Origin of the sequence: Halomonas halophila (genome assembly GCF_030406665.1) — a bacterium.
Taxonomy (GTDB): Bacteria; Pseudomonadota; Gammaproteobacteria; order Pseudomonadales; family Halomonadaceae; genus Halomonas; species Halomonas halophila.
Window position 1 is genome coordinate 2,832,057 of sequence record NZ_CP129121.1, and the last position, 14,300, is coordinate 2,846,356.

Annotated in this window: 12 protein-coding genes and 8 tRNA genes; 8 read left to right on the plus strand and 12 right to left on the minus strand. The window is 66.1% G+C overall.

The window, feature by feature from the left end; genetic code table 11:
- Positions 1-6 precede the first annotated feature (6 nt).
- The 3 genes from QWG60_RS13325 to QWG60_RS13335 all read left to right on the plus strand — a co-directional run bounded on the left by QWG60_RS13325 (position 7) and on the right by QWG60_RS13335 (position 381).
- Positions 7-93, plus strand: a tRNA-Leu gene (locus tag QWG60_RS13325).
- 67 nt (positions 94-160) lie between these two features.
- Positions 161-247: transfer RNA gene (locus QWG60_RS13330), tRNA-Leu, on the plus strand.
- 47 nt (positions 248-294) lie between these two features.
- Positions 295-381: transfer RNA gene (locus QWG60_RS13335), tRNA-Leu, on the plus strand.
- Between the two features lie 187 nt (positions 382-568).
- Here the strand turns inward: QWG60_RS13335 and QWG60_RS13340 are convergent.
- Complete coding sequence (locus QWG60_RS13340) at positions 569-1,393, minus strand: DNA/RNA non-specific endonuclease (RefSeq protein WP_146910305.1); 825 nt, start codon at positions 1,391-1,393, stop codon at positions 569-571.
- Between the two features lie 51 nt (positions 1,394-1,444).
- Entirely contained in the window at positions 1,445-1,720 is a 276-nt protein-coding gene (locus QWG60_RS13345) for an Lrp/AsnC family transcriptional regulator (RefSeq protein WP_016853663.1), read from the minus strand.
- Positions 1,721-1,948: 228 nt separating this feature from the next.
- Here QWG60_RS13345 and QWG60_RS13350 point away from each other — a divergent pair, with 228 nt between their 5' ends.
- Positions 1,949-2,263 (plus strand): high-potential iron-sulfur protein, encoded by a 315-nt coding sequence (locus tag QWG60_RS13350; RefSeq protein WP_035597428.1) that lies wholly within the window; start codon positions 1,949-1,951, stop codon positions 2,261-2,263.
- Positions 2,264-2,360: 97 nt separating this feature from the next.
- Here QWG60_RS13350 and QWG60_RS13355 read toward each other — a convergent pair whose 3' ends face one another.
- From QWG60_RS13355 to QWG60_RS13400, 10 genes are all read right to left on the minus strand, one after another.
- On the minus strand, positions 2,361-3,914 hold the full coding sequence (locus QWG60_RS13355; RefSeq protein WP_146910303.1) for a SpoVR family protein: 1,554 nt from the start codon (positions 3,912-3,914) through the stop codon (positions 2,361-2,363).
- A 20-nt stretch (positions 3,915-3,934) separates the two neighbouring features.
- Positions 3,935-5,218 carry a YeaH/YhbH family protein gene (locus tag QWG60_RS13360; protein ID WP_035597439.1) on the minus strand — a complete coding sequence of 428 codons (1,284 nt, stop codon included), beginning with the start codon at positions 5,216-5,218 and terminating at the stop codon, positions 3,935-3,937.
- A gap of 70 nt (positions 5,219-5,288) precedes the next feature.
- Positions 5,289-7,211 (minus strand): PrkA family serine protein kinase, encoded by a 1,923-nt coding sequence (locus QWG60_RS13365; protein ID WP_016853659.1) that lies wholly within the window; start codon positions 7,209-7,211, stop codon positions 5,289-5,291.
- Between the two features lie 201 nt (positions 7,212-7,412).
- Positions 7,413-9,356, minus strand: a complete 1,944-nt coding sequence (locus QWG60_RS13370; protein WP_246124764.1) for an NADPH-dependent 2,4-dienoyl-CoA reductase — start codon at positions 9,354-9,356, stop codon at positions 7,413-7,415.
- Between the two features lie 252 nt (positions 9,357-9,608).
- Positions 9,609-9,685 (minus strand) — tRNA-Asp (locus tag QWG60_RS13375).
- Positions 9,686-9,688: 3 nt separating this feature from the next.
- Positions 9,689-9,765: transfer RNA gene (locus QWG60_RS13380), tRNA-Val, on the minus strand.
- Positions 9,766-9,795: 30 nt separating this feature from the next.
- Positions 9,796-9,872: transfer RNA gene (locus QWG60_RS13385), tRNA-Asp, on the minus strand.
- A gap of 28 nt (positions 9,873-9,900) precedes the next feature.
- Positions 9,901-9,977 (minus strand) — tRNA-Asp (locus tag QWG60_RS13390).
- A gap of 41 nt (positions 9,978-10,018) precedes the next feature.
- A tRNA-Val gene (locus QWG60_RS13395) sits at positions 10,019-10,094 on the minus strand.
- Between the two features lie 111 nt (positions 10,095-10,205).
- Complete coding sequence (locus QWG60_RS13400; RefSeq protein ID WP_035597445.1) at positions 10,206-10,877, minus strand: alpha/beta family hydrolase; 672 nt, start codon at positions 10,875-10,877, stop codon at positions 10,206-10,208.
- A gap of 189 nt (positions 10,878-11,066) precedes the next feature.
- Between QWG60_RS13400 and ccoN the strand changes: the two genes are divergently transcribed.
- From ccoN to ccoP, 4 genes are read left to right on the plus strand one after another with little or no spacing between them, the layout of a single operon-like run.
- The gene (gene ccoN, locus QWG60_RS13405) at positions 11,067-12,494 is read left to right on the plus strand and encodes a cytochrome-c oxidase, cbb3-type subunit I (protein WP_035597448.1); all 1,428 of its coding nucleotides are present in this window, start codon (positions 11,067-11,069) and stop codon (positions 12,492-12,494) included.
- A gap of 25 nt (positions 12,495-12,519) precedes the next feature.
- Positions 12,520-13,128: a cytochrome-c oxidase, cbb3-type subunit II gene (gene ccoO / locus QWG60_RS13410; protein WP_035597451.1), complete on the plus strand. Its 609-nt coding sequence runs from the start codon at positions 12,520-12,522 to the stop codon at positions 13,126-13,128.
- A 1-nt stretch (position 13,129) separates the two neighbouring features.
- The gene (locus QWG60_RS13415; RefSeq protein WP_035597457.1) at positions 13,130-13,354 is read left to right on the plus strand and encodes a CcoQ/FixQ family Cbb3-type cytochrome c oxidase assembly chaperone; all 225 of its coding nucleotides are present in this window, start codon (positions 13,130-13,132) and stop codon (positions 13,352-13,354) included.
- The gene (gene ccoP / locus QWG60_RS13420) at positions 13,351-14,280 is read left to right on the plus strand and encodes a cytochrome-c oxidase, cbb3-type subunit III (RefSeq protein WP_035597460.1); all 930 of its coding nucleotides are present in this window, start codon (positions 13,351-13,353) and stop codon (positions 14,278-14,280) included. The genes QWG60_RS13415 and ccoP overlap by 4 nt, the downstream gene beginning before the upstream one ends.
- The last annotated feature ends 20 nt before the right edge of the window (positions 14,281-14,300 follow it).

The following is a 14,300-nucleotide window of genomic DNA, read 5'->3' on the forward strand; positions in this document are numbered from 1 at the left end:
CCACTTGCCCAGATGGCGGAATTGGTAGACGCGCTAGCTTCAGGTGCTAGTGTCCTTACGGACGTGGAGGTTCAAGTCCTCTTCTGGGCACCAATTCGATACACTGTCAGCAGCATCGTCAGGTATCACGCTCTTTAAAAGCTCGATTCGCTCGTGTTTCGCCCAGGTGGCGGAATTGGTAGACGCGCTAGCTTCAGGTGCTAGTGTCCTTACGGACGTGGAGGTTCAAGTCCTCTCCTGGGCACCATTCATCGCTCAAGCGATGGCTCGGAACACGACGAATATGCATGACGCGCCCAGGTGGCGGAATTGGTAGACGCGCTAGCTTCAGGTGCTAGTGTCCTTACGGACGTGGAGGTTCAAGTCCTCTCCTGGGCACCATTTCGCGTTATGCAGACAAGAGCCGTACTTCGAGGCCATATCCTCGAACCACCACATCGCTATATCGTCTTATTATCTCCGGCCGCACACGTTGCGGTTTTTTGCGTTTCTGGCCGCCGGAAACCGACGATGCACTCATCCTCCCTGCCCGCTCCCCTGCTGCGCCATCGATGACGGCTCGCCTCGCTCAGTCGAAGCATCCCGGCAGATCGGCGACCGCCTCGAGTCCCCAGCCTCGGGTATCCACCCGCCCTTCCAGCTCGCGCTCGACGGCTTCGGGGAGATCCGGGAAGAAATCCAGCCCGGTCAGCGTCTCGATGCGATCGATGCTGACCACGAAGCGATCCAGCGGCTCGTCGCCACGCACGCTCTGCGGCATCACGAAGGCCAGCGCACGAGGATGCTCCCCCGGCACCACCAGGATCTTGTAGAAGGCCACGGGCACCTCCACCAGGCCAACCCGATTCAACATGCCCTGAGTGAACTCCGATGCGAAGATCGGCCCGGTAATGACCTGCAGGGTGCCATACTGCGGCACGAAGCGGTCGATCACGACTTCTTCCAGGCGCTGCCAGAGCCGGCGGTTCAGATCCGGTCGCTGAGGCGCCATGTTGCTCATCAGGAAGGTATCATGCTGGGCGGACGGACCATGCACCCGGGCGATGGCATAGTTGGGCGCCAGATGGCCGCGGTCATAGCCGCTACGCAGATAGCTGTCCGGGGTGACGGGCCAGAGTGTTCGCCAGTCGCGACGGAATCCCGGGCGATCGCCGACCTCCGCCACGCGATCGGCGTACAGCACGTAGCTGGCCCACAGCGGGCTGACCCGCACGTCCGACCAGCCCACCAGGAAGCCGTCGTTGCGCAGCACGCGATGAACGCTCAGCGGCGTCAGCCGCTCCCAGGTCGGCACGCCCATCCAGCTGAGGCGCTCGCGCACCTCGCGCTCTTCCATGTACCACAGCCCACTGCCCACCGCCGCGAACAGCGCGGCGATGCCCAGGCGGCGCAGCGAGCCGCGCCATGAAGGCAGGCGAAGGAGGCGTTGCAGCACCGGCGGGCCTTACCAGCCCAGCGCGAACATGGTCTCGAGATCGTGGCGCGAGTGCACCTGCAGGGCATTGAGGGTCTCGGTCTCGCGGATGCCCTCAACGTCGTTGAGACGCCCGGTCACCAGCTCCGCCAGCCCCTCGAAGTCGCGGGTCCGGGCGATGGCGACCAGGTCGTAGCGCCCGCAGGTGGAGAAGACCTCGCTGATGCCTTCCACCTCGGCCAGACGCTCGGCCACGGACTTGACCTGCCCCTTCTCGGTGTTGATCAGGATGACGGCATTCTGCATGGGGCAATCTCCCTCGAATAGCGGTTCACGGCGGCGAGTATAACAGCGTCCTCGCCCGACGGGGGCCCCGGCACTTCCCGAGCGCTCGTCGCCCTTCCCGGGCTCGGCTACGCTGAATGAGCCGATCCCGCCTGCCGCACGCGCGCCACACGGCGGGAACGAGACGCCAAGAGCCGGCTCACCGGCCGCCGAGCGTGACATCAACCGTGACCCTCAGGAGGAACCCTCATGGCCAACCCCAGCCGTCGCGACTTCATGCGCCACAGTCTGCTGGGCCTCGCCGCCCTGCCACTGGGTATCGGCGTGCTGTCGACGCGCAGCTTCGCCCAGGATCTGCCACCGCTGGACCCCGAGAGCGACCAGGCCAAGGCCCTGAACTACGTCGAGATCGCCGCCGACGCCAGCGATCATCCGGCCTACGCCGAAGGCGAGACCTGCGCCAACTGCATGTTCTACCAGGCCGATACCCAGGGCTGCCAGCTGTTCCCGCAGAACAGCGTCGCCCCGGGCGGCTGGTGCCAGTCCTGGACCGCCCAGGCCTGACCACCGCCCATCTCGCCTCCAACCGGCCCATCCCAAGCACCAGCGGCCCGCCCCGAGGGGCGGGCCGGATCACGCCTGAGCCGGGTTCGGGCCTGCCTCAGGCATCATTCTGCTCGTCCTCCGGCAGCGGCCAGTGATAGCGACGCACCACCTCGTCGTCCTCCAGAGACTCGAGCTTCACCGGGAAACCCCACAGCTGGTGCAGGTGGCGCATCACCGGATAGACGCTGCGCGCCAGCGGGCGACGGTTGTCCTGCACGTGGCGCAGCGTCAACGAGCGGTCGCCGCGGATGTCCGCCGACCAGACCTGGATGTTGGGCTCGCGCACCGAGAGCGCATACTGCACGGCCAGGCCATCACGGATGCGCTGATAGCCACGGTCGTCATGGATGGCAGTGACCTCGAGCATCTCGTCACGGTCGTCGTCGAGCACCATGAACAGCTTGAGGTCGCGAATCACCTTGGGCGACAGGTACTGCTGGATGAAGGACTCGTCCTTGAAGTTGCGCATGGCGAAGTGCAGCGTCTCGAGCCAGTCGCTGCCGGCGATCTCGGGGAACCAGCGCCGATCCTCGTCGGTGGGATGCTCACAGATCCGCCGCAGGTCGGTGAACATGGCGAAGCCCAGGGCGTAGGGATTGATGCCGCTGTAGTGGGGGCTGTCGAAGGCCGGCTGATGGACCACCGAGGTATGGGACTGCAGGAACTCCAGGATCAGACCCTCGTCCACCAGGCCGTCGTCGTAGAGGCGATTCATCAGGGTGTAGTGCCAGAAGGTCGCCCAGCCCTCGTTCATCACCTGGGTCTGGCGCTGGGGATAGAAGTACTGGGCGAGCTTGCGCACGATGCGCACCACCTCCCGCTGCCAGGGCGCCAGCAGCGGCGCATTCTTCTCGATGAAGTAGAGCAGATTCTCCTGAGGCTCGGGAGGGTAGCGCCCGCCGGCGTGCAGGCCGAGCGGATCCTCCGCATCACCGTCCTCCTGATGCCCCTCCTCGCTCGGCCGCCCGGGAATGGTGCTCCACAGGGTGTTGACCTGGGCCTGCAGGTAGTCGGAGCGCTCCTGCTGGCGACGCGCCTCCTCCTCGGCGGAGATAGGCGAGGGCCGCTTGTAGCGGTCGACGCCGTAGTTCTGCAGGGCATGGCAGGCGTCGAGCAGCTGCTCGACCGCGGTCACGCCGTGACGCTCCTCGCACTCGGCGAGGTAGCGCCGGGCGAACAGCAGGTAATCGACGATGGAACCGGCGTCGGTCCAGGTGCGGAACAGGTAGTTGCCCTTGAAGAAGGAGTTGTGGCCGTAGCAGGCGTGGGCCATCACCAGCACCTGCATCATCAGGGTGTTCTCCTCCATCAGGTAGGCGATGCAGGGATCGGAGTTGATGACCAGCTCGTAGGCCAGCCCCATCTGGCCACGCCGGTAGGCCTGCTCCACGGCCAGGAACTGCTTGCCGAAGGACCAGTGATGATAGCCCACCGGCATGCCCACGCTGGCGTAGGCATCCATCATCTGCTCGGTGGTGATGATCTCGATCTGATTGGGGTAGGTGTCCAGCCGATACTCGTCGGCCAGCCGGCCGATCTCCGTCTCGAACCGCTCCAGGACCTCGAAGTTCCAGTCGGAGCCGCTGGCGATGGGCTTGCGTTCGGTCATGCTGCCTCCTTGGCCTCGCCTCAGGACTGGACCGTGCGGCGCCGGAACAGCTCGCGGAACACCGGATAGATGTCGCCGGCCTCGACGATCTGCCGCATGGCGAAGCGCTCGGGATACTCGGCCTCGACCTTCTCGTACTCTTCCCACAGGGCCTGATGCGCGTGCGGCGTGATCTCCACGTAGGTGAAGTACTGCAGCCGCGGCATCAGGGTATTGGCCAGCTGATCGCGACAGGTCAGGGAGTCGTCGTCCCAGTTGTCGCCGTCGGAGGCCTGGGCCACGTAGAGGTTCCACTGGGTCGGCGGGTAGCGGTCGGTGATGATCTCGTCGACCAGGGTCAGGGCGCTGGAGACGATGGTGCCGCCGGTCTCCCGGGAATAGAAGAACTCCTCCTCGTCGACCTCCTTGGCGGCGGTGTGGTGGCGCACGAAGACCAGCTCGACCTTCTCGTAGTTGCGTTCCAGGAACAGGTAGAGCAGCAGGAAGAAGCGCTTGGCGATGTCCTTGTGGGCCTGGGTCATGGAGCCCGAGACGTCCATCACGCAGAACATCACCGCCTTGCTCGACGGCTGGGGCTGGTTGACCAGATTGTTGTAGCGCAGGTCATAGGTATCGATGAACGGCACCGCCTCGAGACGCTTCTCGAGCCGCTCGACCTCGGCCTTGAGCTCGGCGATGCGCGCCGGATTGCGCAGCACCGGATCCTTGCGTTCCTCGGCCTCCAGCGCCTCCTGGGCCTCGCGCAGGGCCCGGCGAATCGGCCCGCGCATGGCGATGCGCCGGGCATGAGCCTCGCGCATCGAGCGCACGATGTTGATACGGGCCGGCACCCCGTCACGGGTGAAGCCGGCCCGCACCGGGCGCACCTCGTCGAGGTCGACCAGGTTCTTGCGCTCCAGATGCGGCAGCTCCAGGCCGTCGAACACGAAGTCCAGGAACTCCTCGCGGGACAGGGTGAAGGCGAACTCGTCCATGCCCTCGCCCTGGTTGGAGGCGCTGCCCTCGCCGGATCCGCCGCCGCCTCCCCCGCCGGGGCGACGCAGACGATCGCCCTCGACGAACTCCTTGTTGCCGGGGGCGATGATCGAGCGCTTGCCGCCGGACCCGTGCTGGAACACCGGCTCGGAGATGTCCCGGGCGGGAATCGACACCTTCTCCCCGCGCTCCATGTCGGTGATGGAGCGGCGATTGACCGCCTCCTCGACGGACCGCTTGATATGGGTGCGATAGCGATCGAGGAAGCGCTGACGATTGACCGCACTCTTGTGCCTGGCATTGGCACGGCGGTCGATGAAGTAGGTCATGCGGACCTCCTGGGCTGCCCTGCGTCCTCACGGAGCGCCATGCCTCGGCGCCCCGTGCGGCCCTCGACGGCTACTGCGACTTGCGTACCCGCAGATACCACTCGGAGAGCAGGCGCACCTGCTTCTCGGTGTAGCCGCGGTCGACCATGCGGGCCACGAAATCCTCGTGCTTCTTCTGGTCCGCGGTGGAGGCCTTGGCGTTGAAGGAGATGACCGGCAGCAGCTCCTCGGTGTTGGCGAACATCTTGTGCTCGATCACCCCGCGCAGCTTCTCGTAGGACTGCCAGCTCGGGTTCATGCCGTTGTTCTGGGCCCGGGCCCGCAGCACGAAGTTGACCACCTCGTGGCGGAAGTCCTTGGGATTGGAGATGCCCGCCGGCTTCTCGATCTTCTCCAGCTCCTCGTTGAGCGACTGGCGGTCGAACAGCTCGCCGGTCTCCGGATCGCGGTACTCCTGATCCTGGATCCAGAAGTCGGCGTAGGTGACGTAGCGGTCGAAGATGTTCTGACCGTACTCGGAGTAGGACTCGAGATAGGCGGTCTGGATCTCCTTGCCGATGAAGTCCACGTAGCGCGGAGCCAGGAACTCCTTGATGAAGCGCAGATAGCGCTCGAAGGTTTCCTTGGGCAGCTGCTCCTGCTCGAGACGCTGCTCGAGCACGTAGAGCAGGTGCACCGGGTTGGCCGCCACCTCGTGGTTGTCGAAGTTGAACACCTTGGACAGGATCTTGAAGGCGAAGCGCGTGGACAGCCCGTCCATGCCCTCGTCGACGCCGGCGGCGTCGCGGTACTCCTGGATCGACTTGGCCTTGGGATCGGTGTCCTTGAGGTTCTCGCCGTCATAGACCCGCATCTTGGAATAGACGCTGGAGTTCTCCGGCTCCTTGAGCCGCGAGAGCACCGAGAACTGGGCCAGCATGCGCAGGGTGTCCGGCGCACAGGGCGCCTCGTTGAGCGAGGAGTGCTCGAGCAGCTTCTTGTAGATGTTGATCTCTTCGGTCACCCGCAGGCAGTAGGGCACCTTGACGATATAGACCCGGTCGAGGAAGGCCTCGTTGTTGCGGTTGTTGCGGAAGGCCTGCCACTCGCTCTCGTTGGAGTGCGCCAGCACGATGCCGTCGAACGGGATCGCGCCCATGCCCTCGGTGGGGTTGTAGTTGCCCTCTTGGGTGGCGGTCAGCAGCGGATGCAGCACCTTGATCGGCGCCTTGAACATCTCGACGAACTCCATCAGGCCCTGGTTGGCCCGGCACAGGCCGCCGGAGAAGCTGTAGGCATCCGGATCGTCCTGGGAGTAGAGCTCGAGCTGACGGATGTCCACCTTGCCGACCAGCGAGGAGATGTCCTGGTTGTTCTCGTCGCCGGGCTCGGTCTTGGCGATGGCGATCTGATTCAGCCGCGACGGATAGAGCCGCACCACCCGGAACTGGCTGATGTCGCCACCGGCCTCCTTGAGGCGCTTGGCGGCCCAGGGCGACATCACGCTCTTCAGGCAGCGCGGCGGGATGCCGTATTCCTTCTCGAGCAGCTCGCCGTCATGCTCCGGCGAGAACAGCGCCAGCGGCGACTCCTGCACCGGCGAGCCCTTGATGGCATAGAAAGGCACATGCTCCATCAGCAGCTTGAGCCGCTCGGCCAGCGATGACTTGCCGCCACCGACCGGGCCGAGCAGGTAGAGGATCTGCTTCTTCTCCTCGAGCCCCTGGGCGGCATGGCGGAAGTAGGCGACGATCTGCTCGATCGCCTCTTCCATGCCGTAGAACTCGGAAAAGGCCGGATAGCGACGGATGACCTTGTTGGAGAAGATACGCGACAGGCGAGGGTCCTTGGCCGTGTCGATCACCTCGGGCTCGCCGATGGCCTCCAGCATTCGTTCGGCCGCACTGGCATAGGCCGAGGGGTCCTCACGGCAGAGTTCCAGGTACTCCTGCAGGCTCATTTCCTCCTGCAGGGTGCGTTCGAAGCGGTTCTGCACATGATCGAAGATGCTCATCGATGCCTCCTTAAAGCCCGGGGCTCCGGCCTGGCAATCCTGGCCCTCTCGGCCGGGTCGGTAGCTTCAGCGTAGTCAGCGCGACCGGACGATGACGCCCGAAATCTTCAACGCAGGGCTACACTTCCTATGAGCCCGCGAAGCCGAAGCGGTTCATCCCGGGGCGTGCAGATTTTCAACGAACGCGGCTCATTCCCTCCTCTAGAGCGTGGCAGCCAGCCGCACGCCCTGGTCGATCGCGCGCTTGGCATCGAGCTCGGCGGCCCGGTCGGCGCCGCCGATGACGTGGACCGAAACGCCCGCCTCGCCCAGCGGCTCGAGCAGGTCGCGCACCGATTCCTGACCGGCGCAGATCACCACGCTGTCGACCTCGAGCAGGCGCGGCTCGCCCTCGACGCGGACATGCAAGCCGGTGTCGTCGATGCCGACGTACTCGCAGCCGGCCAGCATCTCCACGCCGCGATGGCGCAACGAGGCGCGATGCACCCAGCCGGTGGTGACGCCGAGCCCGGCACCGGGCTTCGACGTCTTGCGCTGCAGCAGGGTCACCGTCCGCGGCACCGGCGGCCGCTCGGCCGCGCGCAGTCCTCCCGGCGCGGTCACCGTCAGGTCCACCCCCCACTCGTCGCACCAGGCGTCGGCGTCCAGGGCGGGATGGCCGGCATGGGTCAGCAGCTCCGCCACGTCGAAGCCGATGCCGCCGGCACCGATGATCGCCACCCGTGCGCCCACCCGCTCGGGATGCTGGATGGCCAGCGGGTAGGACACCACCTTGGGATGATCGATGCCCGGCAGCTCGAGGGCCCGCGGCCGAACGCCGGTGGCCAGCACCACCTCGTCGAAGCCACGCAGCTCGTGGAGCCCGGGGTCGGTCGCGAGCCGCACGCTGACACCACGCTTCTCCAGCATGGTGCGGAAATAACGCAGCGTCTCGTCGAACTCCTCCTTGCCGGGAATCTGCCGGGCATGATTGAACTGGCCGCCCAGCTCGGCCTGACGCTCGAACAGCGTCACCGCATGACCGCGTTCGGCGGCGGTGACCGCCGCGGCAAGCCCGGCGGGACCGCCGCCCACCACCGCGACGCGCTTCATCGACGCCGCCGGCACGATGGCAAGCTCGGTCTCATGGCCGGCCCTCGGGTTGACCAGGCACGAGGTCGGCTTGCCCTGGAAGGTGTGATCGAGACAGGCCTGGTTGCAGGCGATGCAGGTATTGATCTCGTCGACCCGTCCCTCCCGGGCCTTGGTCACCCAGGCCGGATCGGCCAGGAAGGGACGCGCCATGGAGATCAGGTCGGCATGGCCCTCGGCCAGCAATCGCTCGGCGACCTCGGGCATGTTGATGCGGTTGGTGGCGATCAGCGGCACCGGCAGCGCGTCGCGCATGCGCCGCGACACCTCGGCGAACAGCGCCCGCGGCACGCTGGTGACGATGGTCGGCACCCGCGCCTCGTGCCAGCCGATGCCGCCGTCAATCGCATCGGCGCCGGCCTCGGCCACCGCGCGCCCCAGGGCGACCACCTCGTCATGGGTACTGCCCTCCTCCACCAGGTCGATCATCGACAGCCGGAACAGGATCAGGGCCTCGGCCCCCAGGGCCTCGCGGATGCGCCGCACTGCCTCCACCGGGAAGCGGATGCGGTTGACGAAGCGACCGCCCCACTCGTCCTCTCGATGATTGGTCCCCCGGCAGACGAACTGGTTAATCAGATAGCCCTCGGAGCCCATCACCTCCACGCCATCGTAGCCGGCCTCCCGGGCCAGGCGTGCGCAGCGCACGTAGTCGTCCAGGGTGCGCTCGATCTCCGCCGCGCTCAGGGCACGAGGCGGGCGAGGGTTGATCGGCGCGCGGATCGCCGAGGGCGCCACCGGCGCATCGGTGTAGGCGTAGCGGCCGGCGTGCAGGATCTGCAGGCAGATGCGACCGCCCTCGGCATGCACCGCCTCGACCAGGCGCCGGTGCTCGGCCACCTGCTCCGGGCGCTCCAGGGTGGCGCCGCCGTCGAACACGGCACCCTCCGCGTTGGGCGCGATGCCGCCGCCGACGATCAGCGATACGCCGGCCCGGGCACGCTCGGCATAGAAGGCGGCCAGGCGCGAGAAACCGCCGGGCATTTCCTCCAGGTTGGTATGCATCGAGCCCATCACCACCCGGTTGGGCAGGCGCAGCGGGCCCAGTTCGATGGGGCGAAACAGATGCGGAAAGTCAGCCACGTTCGAGCCACCTCGGAGCGTCGACAGAAAATTAAAACAACTGTATGACAGTCCCGCGGGCAGCGCAAAAGCCGCCTCGGCATTCGCCAGGAAAAGCCCGAGGCATTCGAACGAAAAAACCAGGTTCCAGACAACAGAAAAGCCCCGTGGCGTGAGCCACGGGGCTTTGGAATTCTGAGCAGATGGCGGACCGGACGGGACTCGAACCCGCGACCTCCGGCGTGACAGGCCGGCATTCTAACCAACTGAACTACCGGTCCGCGTGGTGGGCGATACTGGACTCGAACCAGTGACCCCCAGCATGTGAGGCTGGTGCTCTAACCAACTGAGCTAATCGCCCACGCGGTACTGCTTAGATTGTGCGTCATCGTGGCGGACCGGACGGGACTCGAACCCGCGACCTCCGGCGTGACAGGCCGGCATTCTAACCAACTGAACTACCGGTCCGCAAGTGATGATGCGGTACAGAAAACGCTGGCGGACCGGACGGGACTCGAACCCGCGACCTCCGGCGTGACAGGCCGGCATTCTAACCAACTGAACTACCGGTCCGCACTCGTTTCTGCGATGCAATCGGCCACTGTCTTTGACAGTGGTGGGTGGTACAGGGATCGAACCTGTGACCCCCAGCTTGTAAGGCTGGTGCTCTCCCAGCTGAGCTAACCACCCCCGGTCACATGGCGCTGCATTCTACGGAAACTGCGTTCATTGTCAACGCGTTTTTTCATCCCCGTGGCGAACGGGCGGCGCAGAACGGCAGGCCATTCATCCACTTGGCCGCTATCGGTCCCCGGACGCATCCCGCGCCATGGCCTCGGCGATGGCCGTCGCCCCCTCGGCGATCAGGGCGGCCTGATCGCGTCCCGAGGCTCGACGTGGCTTCCAGTCATGCTCGCCGTCCTCCAGCCAGTGCAGCTCGACGCCGGCGGGCAGCGCATATTGCGCCACCTCCTCGCGAGTGCCGAAGGGATCCCGCGTGCCCTGCACCACCAGCGTCGGGCAAGCCAGGCTCGGCCAGTGATCGAGACGCAGCGACTCGGGCTTGCGCGGCGGGTGGAAGGGATAGCCGCAGAGCGCCAGGCCATCGGCGCCGTCGCGGGCCGCCAGCAGGCTGGCCACCCGGCCGCCCATGGACTTGCCGCCCAGCCACAGCGGCCCAGAAGCAAGATGCCGTACGCCATCGCGCCAGGCGGCGTACTCGTCGACCAGCCGCTCGACCCGCGGCGGCGGCCGACGCCGTCCCTCTTCGCGCATGCGCTGCATATAGGCGAACTCGAAGGCCAGGGTCTGCACGCCCCGCTCGGCCAGCGCCGCTCTCAGGCGTTGCATGAACATCGCGTCCTGGCCGGCGCCGGCACCGTGCGCCAGCAGCAGCTGGCCATGGCGCGCCTCGCCGGTGACGTCCAGCGGCCCGAGGGCGTCGAGATGGAAACTTTTTCTGAACTCACTCATTGTATACACTTAATGAATACATTTAATCTGGCCGTATAACATACAAGAACGACGGTTCACGCCAGGCGGCAGCGCAAGATCGACACGCCGCCCGCTCCCGACTTGACCGTCATCATCATGTGGGCGAAAGCCTTGAGCTAGACTGCTGCCCAAGCGCGACTCCCTCCAACGCGTTCGATGGAACCCGACATGAGCACAGCACTGGAACACCCCACCTACAACTACAAGGTCGTGCGACAGTTCGCGATCATGACCGTTGTCTGGGGCATCGTGGGCATGGTCCTCGGTGTCACGATCGCCGCCCAGCTGGTCTGGCCGGAACTGAACCTGGGACTGCCCTGGACCAGCTTCGGCCGCCTTCGCCCGCTGCACACCAACGCCGTGATCTTCGCCTTCGGCGGCTCGGCGCTGTTCGCCACCTCCTACTACGTGGTGCAGCGAACCTGCCAGACGCGCCTGATATCGGACCGGCTGGCCGCCTTCACCTTCTGGGGCTGGCAGGCGGTGATCGTCTCGGCGGTGGTGACGCTGCCCATGGGCTACACCACCACCAAGGAATACGCCGAGCTGGAATGGCCGATCAGCCTTTTGATCGCGGTGGTCTGGATCGCCTACGCCATCGTCTTCCTCGGCACCATCAAGAAGCGCCGAACCTCGCACATCTATGTCGCCAACTGGTTCTACGCCGCCTTCATCCTCACCGTGGCGGTGCTGCACATCGTCAACAACGCGGCGCTGCCGGTCTCGGCCATGTACTCCATCTCGATCTACGCCGGCGCCGTGGATGCCATGACCCAATGGTGGTACGGACACAACGCGGTGGGCTTCTTCCTGACCGCCGGCTTCCTGGGCATGATGTACTACTTCGTGCCCAAGCAGGCCGAGCGTCCGGTGTACTCCTATCGGCTGTCGATCGTCCACTTCTGGGCCCTGATCATGATCTACATGTGGGCCGGCCCTCACCATCTGCACTACACCGCCCTGCCCAACTGGGCACAGTCGCTGGGCATGGTGATGTCGATCATCCTGCTGGCGCCCTCCTGGGGCGGCATGATCAACGGCATGATGACCCTTTCCGGCGCCTGGCATAAGCTGCGCACCGATCCCACCCTGCGTTTCCTGGTGGTGGCACTGTCGTTCTACGGCATGTCGACCTTCGAGGGGCCGATGATGGCGGTGAAGACCGTGAACGCCCTCTCCCACTACACCGACTGGACCATCGGTCACGTCCATGCCGGCGCCCTGGGCTGGGTCGCGATGATCACCATCGGCTCCATGTACCACCTGATCCCGCGGCTCTACGGCCGCACCGAGATGTACTCGGTGTCGCTGATCGCCGTGCACTTCTGGCTGGCCACCGTCGGCACCGTGCTCTACATCGCCGCCATGTGGGTCAACGGCATCCTGCAGGGCCTGATGTGGCGCGCGGTGAATCCCGACGGCACCCTGATGTACACCTTCATCGAGTCCGTCGAGGCCAGCGGCGCGGGCTATGTCGTGCGCACCGTCGGCGGGCTGTGCTGGGTCGTCGGCATGCTGATCATGGCCTTCAACGTCTTCATGACCGTGCGCCGCCAGCAGAGCCTCCAGCAGCCGCAGCCCCAGGCCGCCGCCTGAGACAACAGGGAACGAGAAGACTGCCATGAGACACGAGATCGTCGAAAAGAACGTGGGCCTGCTCGCCGTGCTGGTGCTGGTGGTGATCAGCTTCGGCGGCCTGGCCGAGGTCGTGCCGCTGTTCTTCCAGAAGCAGACCACCGAGCCGGTGGAAGGGCTCGAGCCGCTGGAACCGCTCGAGCTCGCCGGCCGCGACATCTACCGCCGCGAGGGCTGCGTGGGCTGCCACTCGCAGATGATCCGCCCCTTCCGCGCCGAGACCGAGCGCTACGGCCACTACAGCGTGGCCGGCGAGTCGGTCTACGAGCACAATTTCCTGTGGGGCTCCAAGCGCACCGGCCCGGATCTGGCCCGGGTCGGCGGCCGCTACAGCGACGACTGGCATCGCGCGCACCTCTACAACCCCCGCGACGTGGTGCCGGAATCGATCATGCCGGCCTACCCCTGGCTGTTCGAGAACGTTCTCGACGGCGAATCCATCGCCGACAAGATGCGCGCCATGCGCACCCTGGGCGTGCCCTACAGCGACGAGCAGATCGCCGGCGCCCGTGACGCGGTACGCGGCGAGCGCGAGATCACCGCCCTGGTGGCCTACCTGCAACAGCTCGGCACCGTGCTCAAGGACACCCGCTGACATGGATATGGGAACGCTACGCGGCATCATCACCGGCCTGCTGCTGATCGGCTTCATCGGCCTGGTCTGCTGGGCTTATTCCAAGCGGCGCAAGCCGGACTTCGACGAAGCGGCCAACCTGCCCTTCGCCGACGACGACGAGCCCTCGGCCCGCGACACCGGCGCCCACCGGGACGACGCCCGGCGGGATCAGGCTCGTCAAGAACAGGGAGACCGTGACTCATGAGCTCATTATGGAATGACGTCCTGCCCGGCTTCTGGAGCGTCTGGATCATCGTCATCACGCTGGGCACCATCGTCATCAGCGCCTGGCTGCTGTTCGCCAATCGCAAGACCGACAAGGTCGCCGACGCCGAGGGCAACGTCGAGACCACCGGCCACGCGGCCGACGAGATCGAGGAATACGACAACCCGCTGCCGCGCTGGTGGTTCCAGCTCTACGTCGGCACGGTGATCTTCGCGCTCGGCTATCTGCTGCTCTACCCCGGCCTCGGCAACTTCGCCGGCCTGCTGGGCTGGACCCAGGAAGGCCAGTGGGAAGCCGAGGTGGCCCGGGCGGAGGAGCGCTACGCGCCGATCTTCGAGCAGTACCAGCAGGTCCCGATCCCGGCGCTGGCCCAGGACGCCGAGGCCATGCAGGTTGCCGAACGCCTGTTCCTCAACAACTGCGCCATCTGTCACGGCGCCAATGCCCAGGGCGGCTACGGCTTTCCCGACCTGACCGACGACGCCTGGCTCTACGGCGGCACGCCCGAGGCCATCGTGACCAGCCTCACCAACGGGCGCAACGGTCTGATGCCCGCCTGGCAGCAGCTCGGCGAGGACAACATCGGACGCCTCACCCAGTACGTGCTGTCGCTGTCCGGCCAGGCCGAGGACCCGCAGCGCGCCGAACAGGGCGAGGCGCTGTTCGCCTCGGTGTGCGCGGCCTGCCACGCCCCCGACGGCACCGGCAACCAGGCCCTCGGCGCGCCGAACCTGACCGATGACGCCTGGCTCTATCGCCAGCCCGGCCAGCCGCTGGAGGCGTCCATCCGCCAGACCCTGCGCAACGGCCGCAACGGCCACATGCCGGCCCAGGCCGCCTACATCGGGGAGGACAAGGTCCACCTGGTGGCCGCCTACGTGTACGGCCTCAGCCGCCGCGACTGAGCCCCCGGCGGCGGGCCCAC